Origin of the sequence: uncultured Methanobrevibacter sp., assembly GCF_905235195.1 — an archaeon.
Taxonomy (GTDB): Archaea; Methanobacteriota; Methanobacteria; order Methanobacteriales; family Methanobacteriaceae; genus Methanarmilla.
In genome coordinates, this window is sequence record NZ_CAJOKH010000064.1 from 1 (window position 1) to 16,950 (window position 16,950).

The window sequence follows — 16,950 nt, forward strand, 5'->3', positions numbered from 1 at the left end:
GGTCGCAGGCAAGAGCCCATATCGACCCTGCGGCTTGCTACTTCGATGTCGGTTCTTTCCATCCTGGGTGTGCAGCAGCACCCAAGGGTGGGGTTGTTCACCCATTAAAGGGGAACGTGAGCTGGGTTTAGACCGTCGTGAGACAGGTTGGTTGCTATCTAATGGAAGTGTTAGTAGTCTGAGGGGAAGGTGGCTCCAGTACGAGAGGAACGAGTTGTCGGTGCCTCTGGTCGACCAGTTGTCTGATAGGGCATTGCTGGGCAGCTACGCACTGTGTGATAAAGGCTGAAAGCATCTTAAGCCTGAGGTACTCCCTGAAAATAGATTGCTGTAGGACGTGAATAGAAGATTCGTTTGATGGGGTAGGGATGTGAGCTTAGAGGTCTTTTTGTACCGATTTGTTTAGTTCGCTGCTTCCAATTGTTCGCTGCTTTATTTTCTATGTCAATCAACATATGATGTCATGGATTTGTGTACTATTATTAGTATTGTAAAATGGCTAATCATTTTATTTATACTATTATGGTTAAGTGTTTACAGTTAGGGTGAAAGTGTAGAGAATTTCATTATATTTATATAATATAAAAATCAATATTTTATATATTATTTTCATATATTTAGGCTTAGCGGCCATAGTGACTGGGCCACACCTGGTCTCGTTTCGATCCCAGAAGTAAAGTCAGTTACGTTTTGTTTAGTACTGTGGGGATACCTACGGGAGTTTCATTTTTTTTTATTGTTCAATATATAACACTGTTATATTCATAACTAGTTTTTATTTATAAAATTAATCATTTTAAAAGATCTTATTTTATAAAAATAAAAAATTAGAAATTTTATAATGTTTATTACAATTAGATATTATTTTTATAAATAGTCTATTTTTTTATTATTTTTAAATAATTTGCACTATAAAAATTTAATCTCATTCTTTTATTTTGTCAGATATTAATTCTAAATATTAAAAAATAAAATAAATAATGTTTATATAGGTATATTTTAGATAATATAATTATACATTTATAATAATATTAAATTAATAAATTATTAATTAAAAATAGATTATTTTCAAAATATGGTATTTAGATACCTATTTATTTTAGAGGGCCAGTTTACTCTTTCCGTTTTTATCAGTGGTCTTCTATTATATTTACTTTGATTATTATTTTCAAATTTTAAATTTTCATAAAATATAATGATTTAAATTATTTTATTTAATCATTATTTTTAAAAGAATATTATTTTATAAACTTTTATTTAAAATCATGACTTTAATATAATCAATTTTATTATTAGTTAAATTCTATAACTTATTATTTTTTTTAAGATTTTTTTAAAATTAGGATTGTATTATTATAAAATTATGAATTTTAAAATTTAGTAAATGTAAAAATAATGAAGTTTAATATTAATATATCACAAATTTATATATCCAATTTGATTAATTTTATACTATAATTTTAGATGAGGTATATTATGGAAAATGAAACAAATCAATTACTTAAGTCTCTTCATATTAATGAGCAATTAAAATATGATGAGTCTATTCCAATACTTGAAAATTTCAAAGATGCTAAAGTAAAAGAATTATCTTCAAGAATTTGGCATTTAGAAAGTGATACCTATATATTAATCATTGATTTTAATGATAAAACTTATAAAAATTTAACTAAACCTTATGCAGATATAGAAAGTGAAGGATATATTTTTAATTTTCATGGTGAAATGATAGGTGAAATTTCAAATAACCCATCTATTAAAAATTCACAAGCAGGATATAATATTAAACTTCCAGTTGGAAAATCACCATTTAAAGAAGAAGAATATTATTGGCAATTTGCAAATACTCATCAAAAAAATTATAATATAATTATTGAAGGCAAATCTTCAAAATCAAAATATGCTTTGCTTGAAAGTTTCATTGTTAATTTATCTAGGGAAAATATTCCCTCTATTATAATTGACACTAATAATCATTTTAAAAATCTGGATAATTTATTAACTGATAAACTTTCTCGTGGTGTTAAATTAACTCCAAGACAAGTAAATATTCCAGATAATAAGGAATATGTAAATGCAAATATTATAGATAAGGTAACAGAAAAATATAAAGATCTTGATAGTGAGGTATATAAGAAAGTAGTTGAAAAAGCAAGTCATAAATCTTTTAATACTACTAAAAACATTAAAAAAGCAAATCCTAAATTACCATTTAATCCATTTAAAAAATACTCTAAATATTCCCTTAATGGCTTTACATTAGAGGATAATCCTTCTGTTGCCCGTAGATTTATTAGAATAGTAAATAATGTTTATGATATTTCTCCTGATGAATTGAATGAATTATATTTTATATGTTTAAAATCTCTTGAAAAATATAGGCATCTTAATTTAGATCATCTTAAAAATGAATTAGATATGATAAAGGCTGATAGCATACTTTCTTCCCTTAAAGACTTGTTTGTTGATGAACCCTTTGCAAAGGGAGGTAAATATGATTGGTCATTTTTAAATGAATCTACAGGTAAAGTAAAAATCATTGATTTAAGTCAATATACAGAATCTACTCAAAAATTCATATATGATATAATATTGTATGATTTATATAATTTTAAAATTACTGAAGGATTTTTTGATTTTCCATTTTTCACAGTCTTAGATAACAGTCAAAATATTAATTTTTCATCTAATTCAATTATAAATAAACTTCTAGTTAATGGTAAAGAATATGGATTTTCAATTGCTTTATTGATGGATGATGAGCGTAAAATCAAAACATCAACCCTAAATACTATTGAAGATAGGATATATTTTGCCTCAGATGATGAATCAATAGATTCTATAGTTGAAATATTGGACAATTTGAATGAAAATGACTCGTCATGGAAAAATGATTTGTTAAATCTTGATGAAGATCAATATATTGTCTCTGTTAATTTAAATTCAGATGGTAAGGATAGTACCTCTTCAAGAGTACATATTTTAAAATTCGAATAGTTGAATTTTTATATCTTTAATTATTTTTACTATTAATAGAATTTATTTCTTTATTAATCAACTCATCTAATCTTCTAAGTCCATTAATATATAAAATACAGTCATATGAGTCTAAAGATAACCATCCTAATTCTTCAATACTTTTATAAATTGATGTAAAATAACTCATAATGGTTTTAATACTTGCAGTTTTTAAAAGTTCAAGTTGCCCATTATTAAATTCTTCTTTATTATTAGTATTTTTATATAGTTTTTTTGTTGCTTTTTCAATATTTGCTTTATAGTTGTCTTCTAGAACCTCATATATTCTAAGTGATTCATTAAAACGTTTGTAATTGATAAGAATTTCCATCTCTTTTTCATTGTTTTCATCTGTTAATATTTGATCTATAAGTTTATGATTATTATTTAACATATATTCATTTGCATCTGTGAAAAAGTCTATATAATTAATTAAAAACTGGTAATATGATTTATATGATTTGGATTTAATGGATTTTGTAAAATCTTCATCTATATATTTTAATAATGTTTCATCTTCCATTGGCAAAATTTTATCCCCTATTATTTTTTATTAAATTTCATATTTTCATTGAAAAATTTATGTTTAATAGTTATTCCTATGTATTTTTTTTAAGTTCAGTATATAAAATAATGATTTTAATATAATAAATGTAGGTATCTTTTAATCTTTAACTATTTTAATATAAGAGAAATTCATATCTAATATTCTATAATAGTCAAATTGATAATTAAGTTTATTTAACTTTTTAATATTTTCTTTTTCTAATAATATCTCATTTTTTAATGGTTCATATGTTTCTCCATCATAAATAAACTTTAATAATATAAAATCTTCGTTTACGTTTAAAGAAATATCTATTTCAGATAATCTTTTATTCATTGTAAAAATATTTTTAGTTATATCTTCAAGCACTCCTGTGATTATTAAATAGTCTTCATTGAATAGTTTTTTAATGTTTCTTATAATTTCTTTATTGGAATATTTCATGTCTTTATTGAGTTCTTCAAAATTTCCCCATCTAATATAACACTAGTATCTAATTTTAGCAAAGATTATAAGGTATCTAATATTAGTGATAATATGTATTATTATATTGATGGTAAATCAAACACCGCGGGTGTGGAAGAAAAAGTCAATATTGATGGTGAAGAATATTTAGTTTATATTATTAAAGAAGGTAATCACGTCTATAAGGATAAAAGTTTTTGTATTGGAACTCTTAAAGAGTTTAATAACATTAATAATTTAAAACCTTTAGCTTCCTAATTTTTTTTTTAATAGAGCTGTAATCTTTATTTAAATTGTATCAGAATAATTATTACTAATGTAATAATTTATATAGTAAACTATTTATATGTAATTTTTTTAATATAAATATGAAAATATTTTTTTAAATATTTTCAATTGAGTTTAAGTTAAATTGGCAGTACATTTATTGTTTGTATTATTTTTTTGATGTTGTTGGTGTTAACTATTTTTTATGAAGATGATGGTGGATAATACGGCAATATTTGTTTATAATAACATTTGTTATTATATTGACATAGGTATTGGTGTTGGCCTGTGTTAACTTATTTTAAATGATGGTGATAAAAGGGATATTCAATTTAACTTACTCTCAAATTAATTTTTCACTTTTAAATAAGGAAATTATTATTTATTTTTTAATTATATGATTCATTATATGTATAATATTCAATATATTCGTTGAATACATATAATATAAAATTATTTATTTTAATATTTATTAGTTTAATTCGAGTTTATTTTATAAATAATTATTTTAATTTATCCTAATTACTATTAAAATATCTTTAATATATTTTTTCTTTAAATTATAAATTTTGATGTATTTCAACTACGGGTTTTTGTCAAAGTTATATTGTTTAAAATTTTTTTTTATTTTTAAATTTATGCTTTAATTATATATTTTAAAAATAAATTTTCGACTTTTGCCCGACACTTTTATTGTTTAAAATAAGTAATTTTATATTAATATAAAATCATAATATACATTAAGTAATACAATTTTTAATAATCTGGGAGGTGAATAAATTGACTTTATTCTGTACAAATTGTGGTGAAGAAGTGGATAAAGATGGAGAATTCTGTCCACATTGTGGTGAAAAGATTGTAGAGGATAATATGGTCAAAGAATATAAGAAAAATGTTTACCATAGCAAAAATCCTAATCCAGATAGTATTATTAAACGAAAGGAAAAAATATTATATGCTTTAATTACAATATTTTTCGTAATATTGTTTTTAGGAGTTTATATTTTAATGAAAACTAAGGGATATTAAAGGTGTTTTTATGGATGAGAAAGGTGTTGATAGATTAATTTTAATATTTGTTATTGCTATTGTTACACTTGTATCTGCACTGGCTATAGCTTATGCAATACTACCTGAAAATCATGGTGGAGATACATTACTTGATTTACCTAGTATTTATGATGTAGCACATAATCCATTTGGTTCTACTGTTAATAGTCATAATGCTGTGCCTAGTAATACTCAAAATAAAACTATATTTATAATTGGGGATAGTGGAAATAACTCAACTAATGATGTAAAAAATATTAGTGGGGATAAACAAGGTTTAAACAATAACAGTGATAATAAGACGGATAATAAGACGGATAATAAGACGGATAATAAAACTGATAATAAGACTGATAATAATACAAACAAAACTGATAAATTGAATAATAAAATTACTCATGATTCAATTGATCATAAAAATAACAAGGACAACAAAACAGATGATAAAAAAATAGAAAATAATACAAATTCAAATGATACAGTTAATGTTAAAGAAAAATCATGGAAAACTATAGGTAACTATTCAGATTCCCAACCTTCATTTAGTTTAAAAGATGATGGTGATCAATATAAAATTCAGATTACTGCTAAATGTAGGGATGGTGAAAAAGGTAATTTAAATATAGAACTTTACAATGGAAACTTTAAGGTTAATTCTTCTAACTTAGTGGTAAATGGGGATGAATCGAATGAAGTTACTATTGAAGGTAGTGGTTCAGGTGATTATCAATTGAAATTAGATGGAGATAATATTGAAACTTATACGGTAACAATCTATGAATATTCCTAGATTTTTACTACTTTTTTTTTATTTTTTAAATCAGATTCAAATTTATAGATAAGCTCATATAAAAATAAAAATATGTTATGTACAAACATTGCATTTAAAGAAATAGAAAGTGATACATTCTAGGTATAAGTAAAATCAAATCAATTATTTTAAATCTATATTTATTTTATTTAATTTATAATATGTTTCTTCATAATCATTTATGTGATATGTACCATATAGATATTCTAAGTATTAATTATTAATTTTTTAATTTTTATTTATTAATTTATTAAATTTTTAATTTTTTTATTTTAATTTATATTTTTCATATGTCTAATTAAAGATCAATAGTGTTATAATGATAAAAGAAAATAATGTTTGGAAAATTCATATGACTAGTGCTTTAAGTTCTAAGAGGATTATTGAATTAATAGATGAATATCCATCTTTAAAGCTTATAACCTGTCCAAAAAGTTTGTATGATAGAATTCCCCAAAAATATTTAGATGCACTTGAACAATTAGATATTGAAGTTAAAATAGAATATAATCCTGGTGTTAAACCTAAATTTTCAAAAGAATTTATTGATGAGCTTATGGAATTAAAAAAAGAAGGTTTAGCTCCTAAAGAGATTTCTCAAAAACTCGATATTTCAATAAAACAAGTTTATTATATCTTGGAAAAATATTCTAATATTAAGCTTAAAGGTCATAAAAGAAAATATTCTGATAAATTAAAAGAAGAAGTTAGACAATTAAAATATAATGGTCTTACAGTTAAAGAAATATCAAAGAAAACAGATATTCCTATTAGAACAATATATTATATTTTAAATAATAAATAATGAATAATGTAAATATGATTTTTTTATTTTTTTATCATTAAATCTATTTACCTTTTTTTTAAAATTATTTATTTTTAATTAGATCTAAAAACTTTGACTTTTAGTTTAAGTTTTAATTTAATCTAATACATTGACTTTTAGTTTAAGTTTTAATTTAATCTAATACATTGACTTTAGTTTAAGTTTTAATTAGATCTAAAAACATTTTACTTTTAGTGCTTTTTGGTTTTGCAACAGTATCAATATTGTTGATTTCTTTTTCAATAGATTCTTTGTCTTTTTTAAATGTTTTTACACAGTTGTTCATAGTTATGTTAGCTTCTTTATGGAGTATTGCTGCTCCAAGTGCTACATAATCTATTTTCATATTGGAATTTTTAAAGTGTTCTTCTATTTTGAATTTTTTATGTAATATTAAATCCATTTCATTTATTGGAAGAATATTTTCCTGCTCTCTTTCATTTAAAAGTTTTATTGCTTTAGTGTAGGTTATTTGGAAAACTTTTCGTTGTTGACGATCAATTTCACTACGGATATATGGGAATGGGCTACTATGCCTTTTACGTTTGTCATTAGAACTTGTTAGATAATATTTAAATATGTCCCATAAAATTAGGGAAGGTGCTATATTTAAAAAGATGGATTTTTCTATTCTATCTCTACTTTTCAAATCACTTTCTAATGTTCTATTTAACCTGCCATCTTTATTTTTAAGTTCAGATTTTATTAAATCTCTATTGATTTTTTCATCTCTCCAATCATCTATAGAATCTGTTTCATCTAAATATTGAGGATTTGCATTTTTTGCATTTTCTATAATTTCATCATATTTATTTAAATTATCCATATTTCTAATTTTTTCTTTTAATAAATCCTCTTTATGTTTATTTACAATTAATTCTGCATGTTTAACATATCCTATAGCTAGTGCCGTACGTGTATTTTTATCATTTATAATTGCAGGTTTGGTTCTGTGGAATTGTAATGCTTCAATACGCACATTTTTTCCATATCTTTTTCTAATTTCTTCTTCATAACTATCTATATAATATGAATCAAGAGTAACTCGTTTTCTAATTAATTTTTTATTTTCGTTGTAACGAATTATTAAAGAAACAGTTTTTACAGAACCTTTACGTTCTTGTTTTAACATATTAATTACTTTTTTAAATGATTCTCTACCCCAGCTTGTAAGTTCACTTATCTTTACCATATAATCTCCAGCAAGAGGAATGAATGGTAAAATTTCGATTCTATGATTTCCAGAATCATTTATAAAAAATGAGTAATCAGTTTTATTGCAGCTACATTCTTCTTCTAATTCATTGATTTTATATATTTTATTACAATTATGGCATTGGATTAATCCGTATTCTTCCAGGTTACCTATAGCTATTTTATGTGCATCAATAGCAGATTTTACTCTATCTAAAATATTTTTTTTAGCAGAGGCTTTTAGTCTAAAATATTGGTTATGTCTATAGGTTTCAGATGCCTCTTCGGCACTTATATCTCCTACGGTACTTATTCCATATTTGCTAAGTGACCTGTAAGGGGAGGTGTAACCTTGATTATCCATACTTTCTCTAAAATCTATTAATACTTCTAGTTGCTTATTTAACTGATTGTAAATACTATTGTAGTATTCAAAATCATTTAATTTAGAGAGGTCTATCTTTTCTAGTGAAATATTTTTTAGATATTCTTCTGCTTTATTAATTAATCTATTAGAATCCATTAACTCACCGTGAGGACTTTTAAATCTATGCCGCAATAGATTTTTAGTAAGTTAAATTATTTTTACTAATTAAATTAACTTAAATTTCATTTAATTTTTATTTATTTCATTATTATTGTATATTAAATTAATTTTAAGATCTTAAAATAAAATAGTAATGGTATTTTATTTAATATTTAAAATTGGAATGGGTGTAAATTAGATAATTTACATTACTCTCTCACCGATTTCACAATCATCTTCTACACCTAAAAGTGCAGCTGCATTTTCAGTTGCAAGAATCATTCCTTCAGATTTCTCACCACATAATTTTGCAGGTTTAAGATTTACAAGTACAACTACTTTTCTATCTATTAAGTCTTCTGGCGCATATTCATTTGCAATTCCAGAAACTATTTGTTTAGTATCATATCCTAAATCTACTTGCAATTTTAATAATTTTTTGGATTTTTTAATTTTTTCAGCTTCTTTAATTTGACCAATTCTCATTTCCACTTTTTCAAAATCATCAATTGACATTATTTCTTCATGTTCCATATTTTCATCCTCTTTTCCTTCAGTTTCTACTAAATTTTTATATAATTCTTCTTTTTCTTTTGTTATATCATCATCTTCAATTTTCTTAAATAATGGTTTAGCTTTATTAATTTCATGGCTGGTTTCTAAAAATTGGCTTGCATCCTGCCAATTTTCACTTGGATTTATTTATAATACTTGCTATTTTATCAGCTACATTAGGCATATATGGTTTAATTATTGTTGCAAGCACTTTACATAATTGATTTGAAAGATAAAGACAATTTGCTGCTTTTTGTTCATTTGTTTTTATTGCCTTCCAAGGTTCTTGGTCGTTGAAGTATTTATTTCCAGCTTTTACTACTTTCATAATTTCAACTAAACCTTCTCTAAATTCCATCTTTTCAATATGATCTGCTACATTATCTGGGCATGCTTTAATTAGTTTTAAAAATTCTAAATCTTCTTCAGATGGATTTTCAAATTGAGGTATCTTCTTTTGGAAGTTTTTCTTTGTAAATGTAAATGTTCTATGGAGGAAGTTTCCAAGTACATCTGCAAGTTCATCATTATTTCTTCTTTGGAAATCATCCCAACTGAAATCTGTATCTCTATTTAATGGAGCAACAATTGTAAGGTAATATCTAAGTAAATCAGAATCATATTTTTTTATAAAATCATCTACCCATACTACCCAGTTTTTACTTGTAGACATTTTACGTCCTTCAAGGGATAAGAATTCTCCTGCAAAAATGTTATCTGGCATCTTACACTCATGTGCTTTTAAAAGTGCAGGCCAGAAAATTGCATGATGGTAAATAATATCTTTACCAATAAAGTGTATTGCATTATCCTGCCAGTATTCTTCCCATTTTGGATTGTATTTTCTTGTCCATAACGCTGCAGAAGAGAGGTATCCTAAAAATGCTTCACCCCATACATATATAACTTTTCCTTTTGCCCCATCAAGAGGTACAGGAATACCCCAGTCCATATCACGAGTATATGTCCAATCTTTAAGACCATCTTCTAACCAGTTTCTTGCATAATTTCTAACATTGTCTGTTAAGTTTTCATTATTTTCAATATAATCCGTTAAAACATCTTGAAATTCACTTAATTTAAAGTAATATTGTTGTGTATCTTTAATAACTGGAGTAGTATTACAAGTTAAACAACGTGGTTCTTTTAATTCATGTGGTTCTAATGCTCTTCCACAATTTTCACAATGATCTCCTCTAGCTTCTCCTCCACAAACAGGACAAATTCCTTCTACATATCTGTCGGGTAAGAATTTTCCACAATTAGGACAATATAATTGTTGTTCAATTTGAGGATAGATAAAATCACGTTCATATAAATATGTGAAGAAATCTTGTGAAAGTTTATAATGTAGAGGGTCTGTGGTACGAGCAAAATTATCCATAGAAATATTCATTGATTCAATATCTCTTTTAATCATATTATGATATCTTGTAGCTATTTCAATAGGTTTTTTACCTTCTTTATCTGCTTGAACTGCAATTGGGGTACCGTGTTCATCTGTTGCACCAACTAAAAGTACATCATCTCCAATCATACGATGATACCTACAAAAAATATCTGCAGGTAAATATGTTGATCTTACATGACCTAAATGAAAAGGACCATTCGCATATGGAAGTGCAGTTGATACAAAATATTTTGACATTTTTACTCTCCTACTCTTTTTTTTTAATTAATTGTAATCATAAAATATAAATCGATTTTATTAAAATTTATAGAATGTATTTATTTATCTTATTTCATTTATATAAACTTTTTATATATTTAAATAAAGACTTCTTTTTTATTTTTAAATTTATTTTAAATTATATTTGATAATAGTTTAAAATAGAATATTATAAAATCATGGAGAGGTTGATTCTACTTTTCTTTAAATCAACACTTAATACTTTAACATCAACTATATCCCCTACACTTACAATATCTAAAGGGTGTTTTACAAATTTATTTTCAACCAACTCAGAGATATGTACCAATCCATCATGATGAACACCAATATCAACAAATGCTCCAAAATCTATAACATTTCGAACTGTACCTTTTAATATCATCCCTTCTTCTAAATCTTCTATTTCAAGCACATCATCTTTTAAAATAGGTTCAGGCATATCTTCTCTTGGATCTCTACCTGGTTTTTTAATTTCATTTACTATATCTTCTAAAGTTTCAACACCTATAGATAAATCTTCGGATAACTGTTTTAAATCTAAATTATCTAAGTTTAAATCATTATTTCCAATATCCTCTAGATTATAACCTAGTTTTTTTAATAATTTTTTACTAACATTATAAGATTCAGGATGTATTGTAGTATTATCTAAAGGATTATCACTATCTGGAACTTTCATAAAACCCGCACATTGCTCATAGGTTTTATCTCCTAATTTATTAACATTTTTAATCTCACTACGGGATTTAAATTTACCATTTTCCTCTTTGTATTTAACTATATTTACAGCTACATTTTTACTTATTCCAGAAACATACTGGAGTAGTGAACTTGAAGCAGTATTGAGATTTACACCTACAAGATTTACAACCTTTTCAACTAAACTTTTAAGAGATTCATTTAAATGTTTCTGATTCATATCATGTTGGTATTGGCCTACACCAATTGATTTAGGATCGATTTTAACAAGTTCTGCAAGTGGGTCTTGTAGACGTCTTCCAATAGATATTGCACTTCTAGTACCTACATCATAATCTGGAAACTCTTCATCAGCTAGTTTACTAGCAGAATATACACTTGCACCTGCCTCAGAAACAATTACATATTTACATGATAGATTGTACTCTTTTATCATTGAGACGATTATTTCTTCTGATTCACGTGAAGCTGTACCATTTCCAAGTGCAATTAAATCAACATCATAATCTTTAATAATTTTAGATAATTTTTCTTTAGTTTCATAAACCTTATTTTGAGGAGCAGTAGGATAGACTACTGTATGATATAATAATTTTCCAGTTTGATTAATAACTGCTATTTTACAACCGGTTCTAAATGCTGGATCCCATCCCATTACAATTTTATTTTCTATAGGGCTTTGTAAAAGTAACTGTTCAAGGTTTTTAGAGAAAACTTTTATTGATTTTTCTTCTGCTTCTTCTTTAAGCTGTGAACGTATATCTCTATCAATTGAAGGTTTGATTAAACGGGTATATGAATCATCAATAGCACTACTAATTATATCATAGGTAAATTTATTATTTTTAAGAATTCCTTTTTTAATATAAGCTTTCATACGTTCATCATCATTAGTAATTTTAACCTGTAATATTCCTTCCTTTTCACCACGGTTAATAGCAAGAACTCTATGTGGAGCTATTTTGCTAATTTTTTCCTTATAATCATAATAAATTTCATACTCTGATTCAACAGTATTATCCTTTGCTTTTACTTCAACTAATCCGAATTTATATGTATTGTTACGAATGTATTTCCTGAATTTAGCATTATCAGATATATCCTCTGCTATTATATCTTTTGCTCCGTTTAATGCTTCCTCTGTACTTGTAACTTTATCATTTAAATATTCTTCTGCAATTTTTTCAATATCTTCGTTTATATTTTGCTTTAAAATTATATCTGATAATGGTTCAAGACCTTTTTCTCTTGCTTTACTTCCACGTGTTTGTCTTTTTTTCTTATAAGGTAAATACAAATCTTCAAGTTCTACTAATGTTAATACTTCTTCAATAGATTTTTTAAGTTGGCTTGTTAGTTTTCCTTGTTCTTCTATACTTTTAAGTATGGTTTCTTTTCTACTTTCAAGATTTCTAATGTATGTTAATCTTTCTTGAAATTCTCTAAGTATCTCATCATCTAAAGAACCAGTCATTTCTTTTCTATATCTTGCAATAAAAGGTATGGTATTTCCATCATCAATTAATTTAATAACATTCTTTGTCTGATTTTCATTTATTTTTAATTCATGAGATAATTGTTTTACAATATTCATATTAATTACCTTTTAATTTTTTCTGCTGTTTTAAATCTATTAATTTCTAATTTAGGGATATAGAGATACAATATACATATAATATTTATTTTTTTAAAGTTTTAATAGTCAAATTATTCGTTATATAAAACCTTATACTATATTTATTTAATAATTATAGTGTTATGAATAGATGATTGATTAAATTTTTAATATAATTATTATACTAGCTATTTTTATCATCAAATACATTCTTAATTGTACCTTTAATTTAATCTATATTATATTTAGATTGTTGATTTTAAAATTGTATTTATGATAATTTATAATGGTTTGGTGATTATATATAAAAATTATTTATTATTATATTCCATCAGTAAATAATTCATCTAATGATGTTCCATCACTATTAAAAGATGTAATTTCCACCTCATGTTCAGTGTCATTTATAATATTTATACGGTTACTAATTGTTTTATTATCATTAATCCAAAAAAAATAATAAATCATTAATCCCAAAGGAAAATAATTAATTTATCAAAAATAAAAGATAAATGGGATGTGTAATGAATCATTTATTTTTAAATAAATAATTTTTTATTATATAAATTATAGATTATCACATATGGTGGAAAGTTCATTTTTAAATCCTTTTTGTGATGAAGCTTTAAGTATTGTAAGAAACCAAGCAGATTTATCAACTGTTTTTGATATAGATAGTAGATTAGTTGATATTATCTCTTTTTCCCCTCATCAGAACCTTTCTGATGAATCTTACATTCCTGAAAATATTATTAATTTGGCACTTAAAAGGATTAAATGGTTTATTGAGCGAAAAAACAATAAAGAGTATAATTCTCATGATTATGCATATTTTTTTGTAGAGGATATTACTCCATATGATGTTATTGCATTTCATTTAAGTGCTCAAGCTATTGCAAATAAGTTTAATTTTAATTCACGGGAAATGAGATTATTTATTCAAGCTCAAGGCCAGATTATTGAAGATAGATTAGGATCTTTAATGTTATCTGAAAAGCGAGAGCTTACTGATGATGTATTAGGTGAGCTTATGGTTTCAGGTACTGTTGAGTGGACTTTCCTAAAAGACATTATATCAAGTAAAAAATTATCCCTTACTGATTTAGTTATAGATAATGGTGAAGTTATTTTAGATAGGGATGAATTTATCTATCGTTTTGAAGATAAATTTGATGATAGATCTGCAAGTAAAATGTATGATGTTCTTGTAGGAGATAATGTTAAAGAAGAAGTTTTAAAAAATCTTATAATGCAGAAAACTGAAGAGTATATTCAAAATATTCAGGAAAAATCCCAGTTAATCGAAGCTCATCCAAGTATTTTGACATTGGCGGATGAGATAGAAAAAACGATTGATGAAGAGATGACTAAATATAGCACATTTTATGCAAATCTTAATAATCCTGGAGGTTATATGGAAATTGGAAAACTTGTAAAGGAAGCTTTTCCTCCATGTATTAAAAGTACTGTCGAAGGTGTGTCTTCAGGTGGACGTAATGATGCTATTGTACTATTTTTAACAAGTTTTGCATCTTATGCAAGATTATATCCAGGGATTTTTGCAAATGAAGGTGCAGGAATTAAAGTATCTGATATTGATAAAAATTTGGATATTACAGAACGGGAAATTCTTCCTTTAATTTTTGAAGCCGCAGATAACTGTACACCACCATTGTTTGAAGATCAACCTCAGGAAAAAATAAATATTATTTCAAAACTTGGTTTTGGAATGCATAGTGAGCTTAGTTTAGACCATGAAGGTGAAACTAAATGGTACACTCCAATGAGTTGTGAAAAGGTTAAAATTCATCTTCCTCAATTATGTAAAAAAGATAAGGGTTGTAAAGGTATTAATAATCCTTTATCTTATTATACTCGTGCTAAATGGAATCTTAAAAATGAAGGTAAATTACCTGATTCTACCCAGTCTGAAAGTAATTCTAATTCGGATGGGAGGGATTAAATGTTTGGTAAATCAACTATTAAGGAAAGAAAACAGTTTTATAGGGAAGAATGGAATTTAAAAGATTTACCTGATTTTATTACTGATGAACTTCCAAGAAGAGAATTTGGTTTTGACCATTATGGCCGTGGACCAAATGATAGATATAAGGTTTTTAAAAATCAGGATATTTTAAGACGATTCCTTAAAAGTAAATCTCCATTTGCAGCTTATATTTCAATTGCTTATTATAGAAATCCCAGAGCTCGTGAAGATTGGCAAAAGGCAGAATATGTTTTTGATGTAGATGCAAAGGATTTGCCTATACGTTCATGTGATTGTGATGAAGGTGAAGTATGTGCTCAATGTTTAGCTGAGTCACTTGAAATAGTAAATAATCTTATTGATACTTTAGATGGGGATTTAGGTTTAAAAAATATACATTTAATCTATTCAGGTAGAGGTTATCATATACGTATTTTAGATGAAGATATGATGCTTGCAGATAGTGATTTACGTGGTGAGGTTTTAAAATATGTTGCAGGAGCAACTGTTCCTAAAAGTATTTATCCAAATCCTGACCCTAGTATGGTTGCAAGTAATTTTAATTTCCAACATTTTACACTACCACTAGCTTATCATCAAATATTTACAGATAGGGTAAAATACAATATTCAACACTTAAAGGGCACAGAAAAAATAGATGGGATAAATCCTAAATTACTTAAGGACATTATTAAATTCAGACATCTTTTAGACGATGATGCATGGGGTTTATTTAAAGGTAATATTGGTCCTAGAAGATATAATAATATTGTAAGTGCTATGGCTAATGTTAATCTTGCAACTATTGATGCAAAGGTCTCTATTGATATTAAACGTATTTTAAGACTTCCAAGTTCCTTACACTCTAAGGTAAGTATGAAATGTGTAGAAGTAAAAGACCGTGAAAACTTTGATCCTTTAAAGTATGCTGTTCCTAAATTCGTAGATGAGCGAAAGGATGAAGAAATTACAGAAAATAAATAAATATTAATCACGAATTAGATTTAATAAACTATTCTTTCTAACTATATTTAATGTTATACTTAAAGATATGATTCTATATAGGTTATGTATCATAAAATTATCTATAACGATTCTTCAATTAATTTTATTTCATCTTCGGTAATTTCATACAATTCATAGATTAAATTATTTAACTCATTTTCTAATGATTCTATCTTTGGAAATTCAAAATTAGATTCATACTCTTGTAATATATTGTCAACTAACATTATCACATTCTGTTCTATATTATCATCGATATCTGTAATAATCGGAATCTTCTGCAGAGGCTCTTTATCTAATTGATAGTTATTTCCTTGCATTTTTCCTTTATATTTAAGCCAAAATTGTACTAATTTTGAATTTAACAAACCAGTTAAAAACTTTAAATTAAATCGTTCAGAATTAATCACCATAAATGTCTGGGAAACATATGCAGGAAAATTAACATAAGAACAAGTTGGAATCTCACATTTTCTTGCAATTATAATTTTTTCACTAGTGAAAATTTCTTGTTTTCTTGCTCTATGAAGTCCATATGGTTTGTTACTGGAGGTGTTTATAGTTGAAAATTTATCTAAATGTAATTGAATATTTGGAAAATCAGAGATATTATCATTTATAGGGTGCTAGATAGAGCAAAATTTTAAGAGTGATATTTGCTCTTCTTTTTTGTTGATTTTTAGTTTTTGTTGGTCTGTTTTTAATGGTGCCTT

Annotated in this window: 13 protein-coding genes, 2 rRNA genes and 1 pseudogene; 9 read left to right on the forward strand and 7 right to left on the reverse strand. The window is 25.6% G+C overall.

The genetic code is table 11. From position 1 onward, the window contains the following. The 3 genes from QZ146_RS07720 to QZ146_RS07730 all read left to right on the forward strand — a co-directional run. Positions 1 to 440 (forward strand): 23S ribosomal RNA (locus QZ146_RS07720); the annotation flags it as partial. A 182-nt stretch (positions 441 to 622) separates the two neighbouring features. Further along, positions 623 to 738, forward strand: a 5S ribosomal RNA gene (gene rrf, locus QZ146_RS07725). Positions 739 to 1,476: 738 nt separating this feature from the next. Continuing rightward, a complete protein-coding gene (locus QZ146_RS07730; RefSeq protein ID WP_295723258.1) occupies positions 1,477 to 2,997 on the forward strand; it encodes a hypothetical protein in 1,521 nt (506 codons plus the stop codon). 16 nt (positions 2,998 to 3,013) lie between these two features. On the opposite strand, the gene QZ146_RS07735 is transcribed toward QZ146_RS07730, so the two are convergent. Beyond that, complete coding sequence (locus QZ146_RS07735; protein WP_295723259.1) at positions 3,014 to 3,547, reverse strand: hypothetical protein; 534 nt, start codon at positions 3,545 to 3,547, stop codon at positions 3,014 to 3,016. 135 nt (positions 3,548 to 3,682) lie between these two features. Then, positions 3,683 to 4,009, reverse strand: a complete 327-nt coding sequence (locus QZ146_RS07740) for a hypothetical protein (protein WP_295723261.1) — start codon at positions 4,007 to 4,009, stop codon at positions 3,683 to 3,685. Positions 4,010 to 4,102: 93 nt separating this feature from the next. Between QZ146_RS07740 and QZ146_RS07745 the strand changes: the two genes are divergently transcribed. From QZ146_RS07745 to QZ146_RS07760, 4 genes are all read left to right on the forward strand, one after another. Beyond that, on the forward strand, positions 4,103 to 4,288 hold the full coding sequence (locus QZ146_RS07745) for a hypothetical protein (protein WP_295723263.1): 186 nt from the start codon (positions 4,103 to 4,105) through the stop codon (positions 4,286 to 4,288). Positions 4,289 to 5,077: 789 nt separating this feature from the next. Beyond that, a complete protein-coding gene (locus tag QZ146_RS07750; RefSeq protein WP_295723265.1) occupies positions 5,078 to 5,326 on the forward strand; it encodes a zinc-ribbon domain-containing protein in 249 nt (82 codons plus the stop codon). A gap of 10 nt (positions 5,327 to 5,336) precedes the next feature. Continuing rightward, on the forward strand, positions 5,337 to 6,137 hold the full coding sequence (locus QZ146_RS07755; protein ID WP_295723266.1) for a hypothetical protein: 801 nt from the start codon (positions 5,337 to 5,339) through the stop codon (positions 6,135 to 6,137). A 340-nt stretch (positions 6,138 to 6,477) separates the two neighbouring features. Next, positions 6,478 to 6,963 (forward strand): hypothetical protein, encoded by a 486-nt coding sequence (locus QZ146_RS07760; RefSeq protein ID WP_295723267.1) that lies wholly within the window; start codon positions 6,478 to 6,480, stop codon positions 6,961 to 6,963. A gap of 178 nt (positions 6,964 to 7,141) precedes the next feature. On the opposite strand, the gene QZ146_RS07765 is transcribed toward QZ146_RS07760, so the two are convergent. From QZ146_RS07765 to QZ146_RS07780, 4 genes and pseudogenes are all read right to left on the reverse strand, one after another. After that, positions 7,142 to 8,701 (reverse strand): DUF530 domain-containing protein, encoded by a 1,560-nt coding sequence (locus QZ146_RS07765; RefSeq protein ID WP_295723268.1) that lies wholly within the window; start codon positions 8,699 to 8,701, stop codon positions 7,142 to 7,144. Positions 8,702 to 8,908: 207 nt separating this feature from the next. After that, positions 8,909 to 10,907, reverse strand: a pseudogene (gene metG, locus QZ146_RS07770) (methionine--tRNA ligase). Positions 10,908 to 11,097: 190 nt separating this feature from the next. Beyond that, positions 11,098 to 13,224: a Tex family protein gene (locus QZ146_RS07775; RefSeq protein ID WP_295723270.1), complete on the reverse strand. Its 2,127-nt coding sequence runs from the start codon at positions 13,222 to 13,224 to the stop codon at positions 11,098 to 11,100. Between the two features lie 342 nt (positions 13,225 to 13,566). Continuing rightward, positions 13,567 to 13,713: a hypothetical protein gene (locus QZ146_RS07780; protein ID WP_295723271.1), complete on the reverse strand. Its 147-nt coding sequence runs from the start codon at positions 13,711 to 13,713 to the stop codon at positions 13,567 to 13,569. A 115-nt stretch (positions 13,714 to 13,828) separates the two neighbouring features. Here QZ146_RS07780 and priL point away from each other — a divergent pair, with 115 nt between their 5' ends. Together priL and priS are read left to right on the forward strand one after the other, a co-directional pair. Further along, on the forward strand, positions 13,829 to 15,208 hold the full coding sequence (gene priL, locus QZ146_RS07785; protein ID WP_295723272.1) for a DNA primase large subunit PriL: 1,380 nt from the start codon (positions 13,829 to 13,831) through the stop codon (positions 15,206 to 15,208). Beyond that, positions 15,209 to 16,216, forward strand: coding sequence for a DNA primase catalytic subunit PriS (gene priS, locus QZ146_RS07790; protein WP_295723274.1), 1,008 nt, complete (start codon positions 15,209 to 15,211; stop codon positions 16,214 to 16,216). Positions 16,217 to 16,317: 101 nt separating this feature from the next. Here the strand turns inward: priS and QZ146_RS07795 are convergent, their stop codons facing one another. Continuing rightward, positions 16,318 to 16,857: a TaqI-like C-terminal specificity domain-containing protein gene (locus QZ146_RS07795; RefSeq protein ID WP_365316917.1), complete on the reverse strand. Its 540-nt coding sequence runs from the start codon at positions 16,855 to 16,857 to the stop codon at positions 16,318 to 16,320. Positions 16,858 to 16,950 lie beyond the last annotated feature (93 nt).

What these genes read in the sequence shown, in the direction of transcription:
- QZ146_RS07730 (WP_295723258.1), top strand. Translation starts at nt 1,477, where the DNA reads ATGGAAAATGAAACAAATCAATTACTTAAGTCTCTTCATATTAATGAG.
- QZ146_RS07740 (WP_295723261.1), bottom strand. Translation starts at nt 4,009, where the DNA reads ATGAAATATTCCAATAAAGAAATTATAAGAAACATTAAAAAACTATTC.
- QZ146_RS07745 (WP_295723263.1), top strand. Translation starts at nt 4,103, where the DNA reads ATGTATTATTATATTGATGGTAAATCAAACACCGCGGGTGTGGAAGAA.
- QZ146_RS07755 (WP_295723266.1), top strand. Translation starts at nt 5,337, where the DNA reads ATGGATGAGAAAGGTGTTGATAGATTAATTTTAATATTTGTTATTGCT.
- QZ146_RS07760 (WP_295723267.1), top strand. Translation starts at nt 6,478, where the DNA reads ATGATAAAAGAAAATAATGTTTGGAAAATTCATATGACTAGTGCTTTA.
- QZ146_RS07765 (WP_295723268.1), bottom strand. Translation starts at nt 8,701, where the DNA reads ATGGATTCTAATAGATTAATTAATAAAGCAGAAGAATATCTAAAAAAT.
- QZ146_RS07775 (WP_295723270.1), bottom strand. Translation starts at nt 13,224, where the DNA reads ATGAATATTGTAAAACAATTATCTCATGAATTAAAAATAAATGAAAAT.
- QZ146_RS07780 (WP_295723271.1), bottom strand. Translation starts at nt 13,713, where the DNA reads ATGATTTATTATTTTTTTTGGATTAATGATAATAAAACAATTAGTAAC.
- priL (WP_295723272.1), top strand. Translation starts at nt 13,829, where the DNA reads ATGGTGGAAAGTTCATTTTTAAATCCTTTTTGTGATGAAGCTTTAAGT.
- priS (WP_295723274.1), top strand. Translation starts at nt 15,209, where the DNA reads ATGTTTGGTAAATCAACTATTAAGGAAAGAAAACAGTTTTATAGGGAA.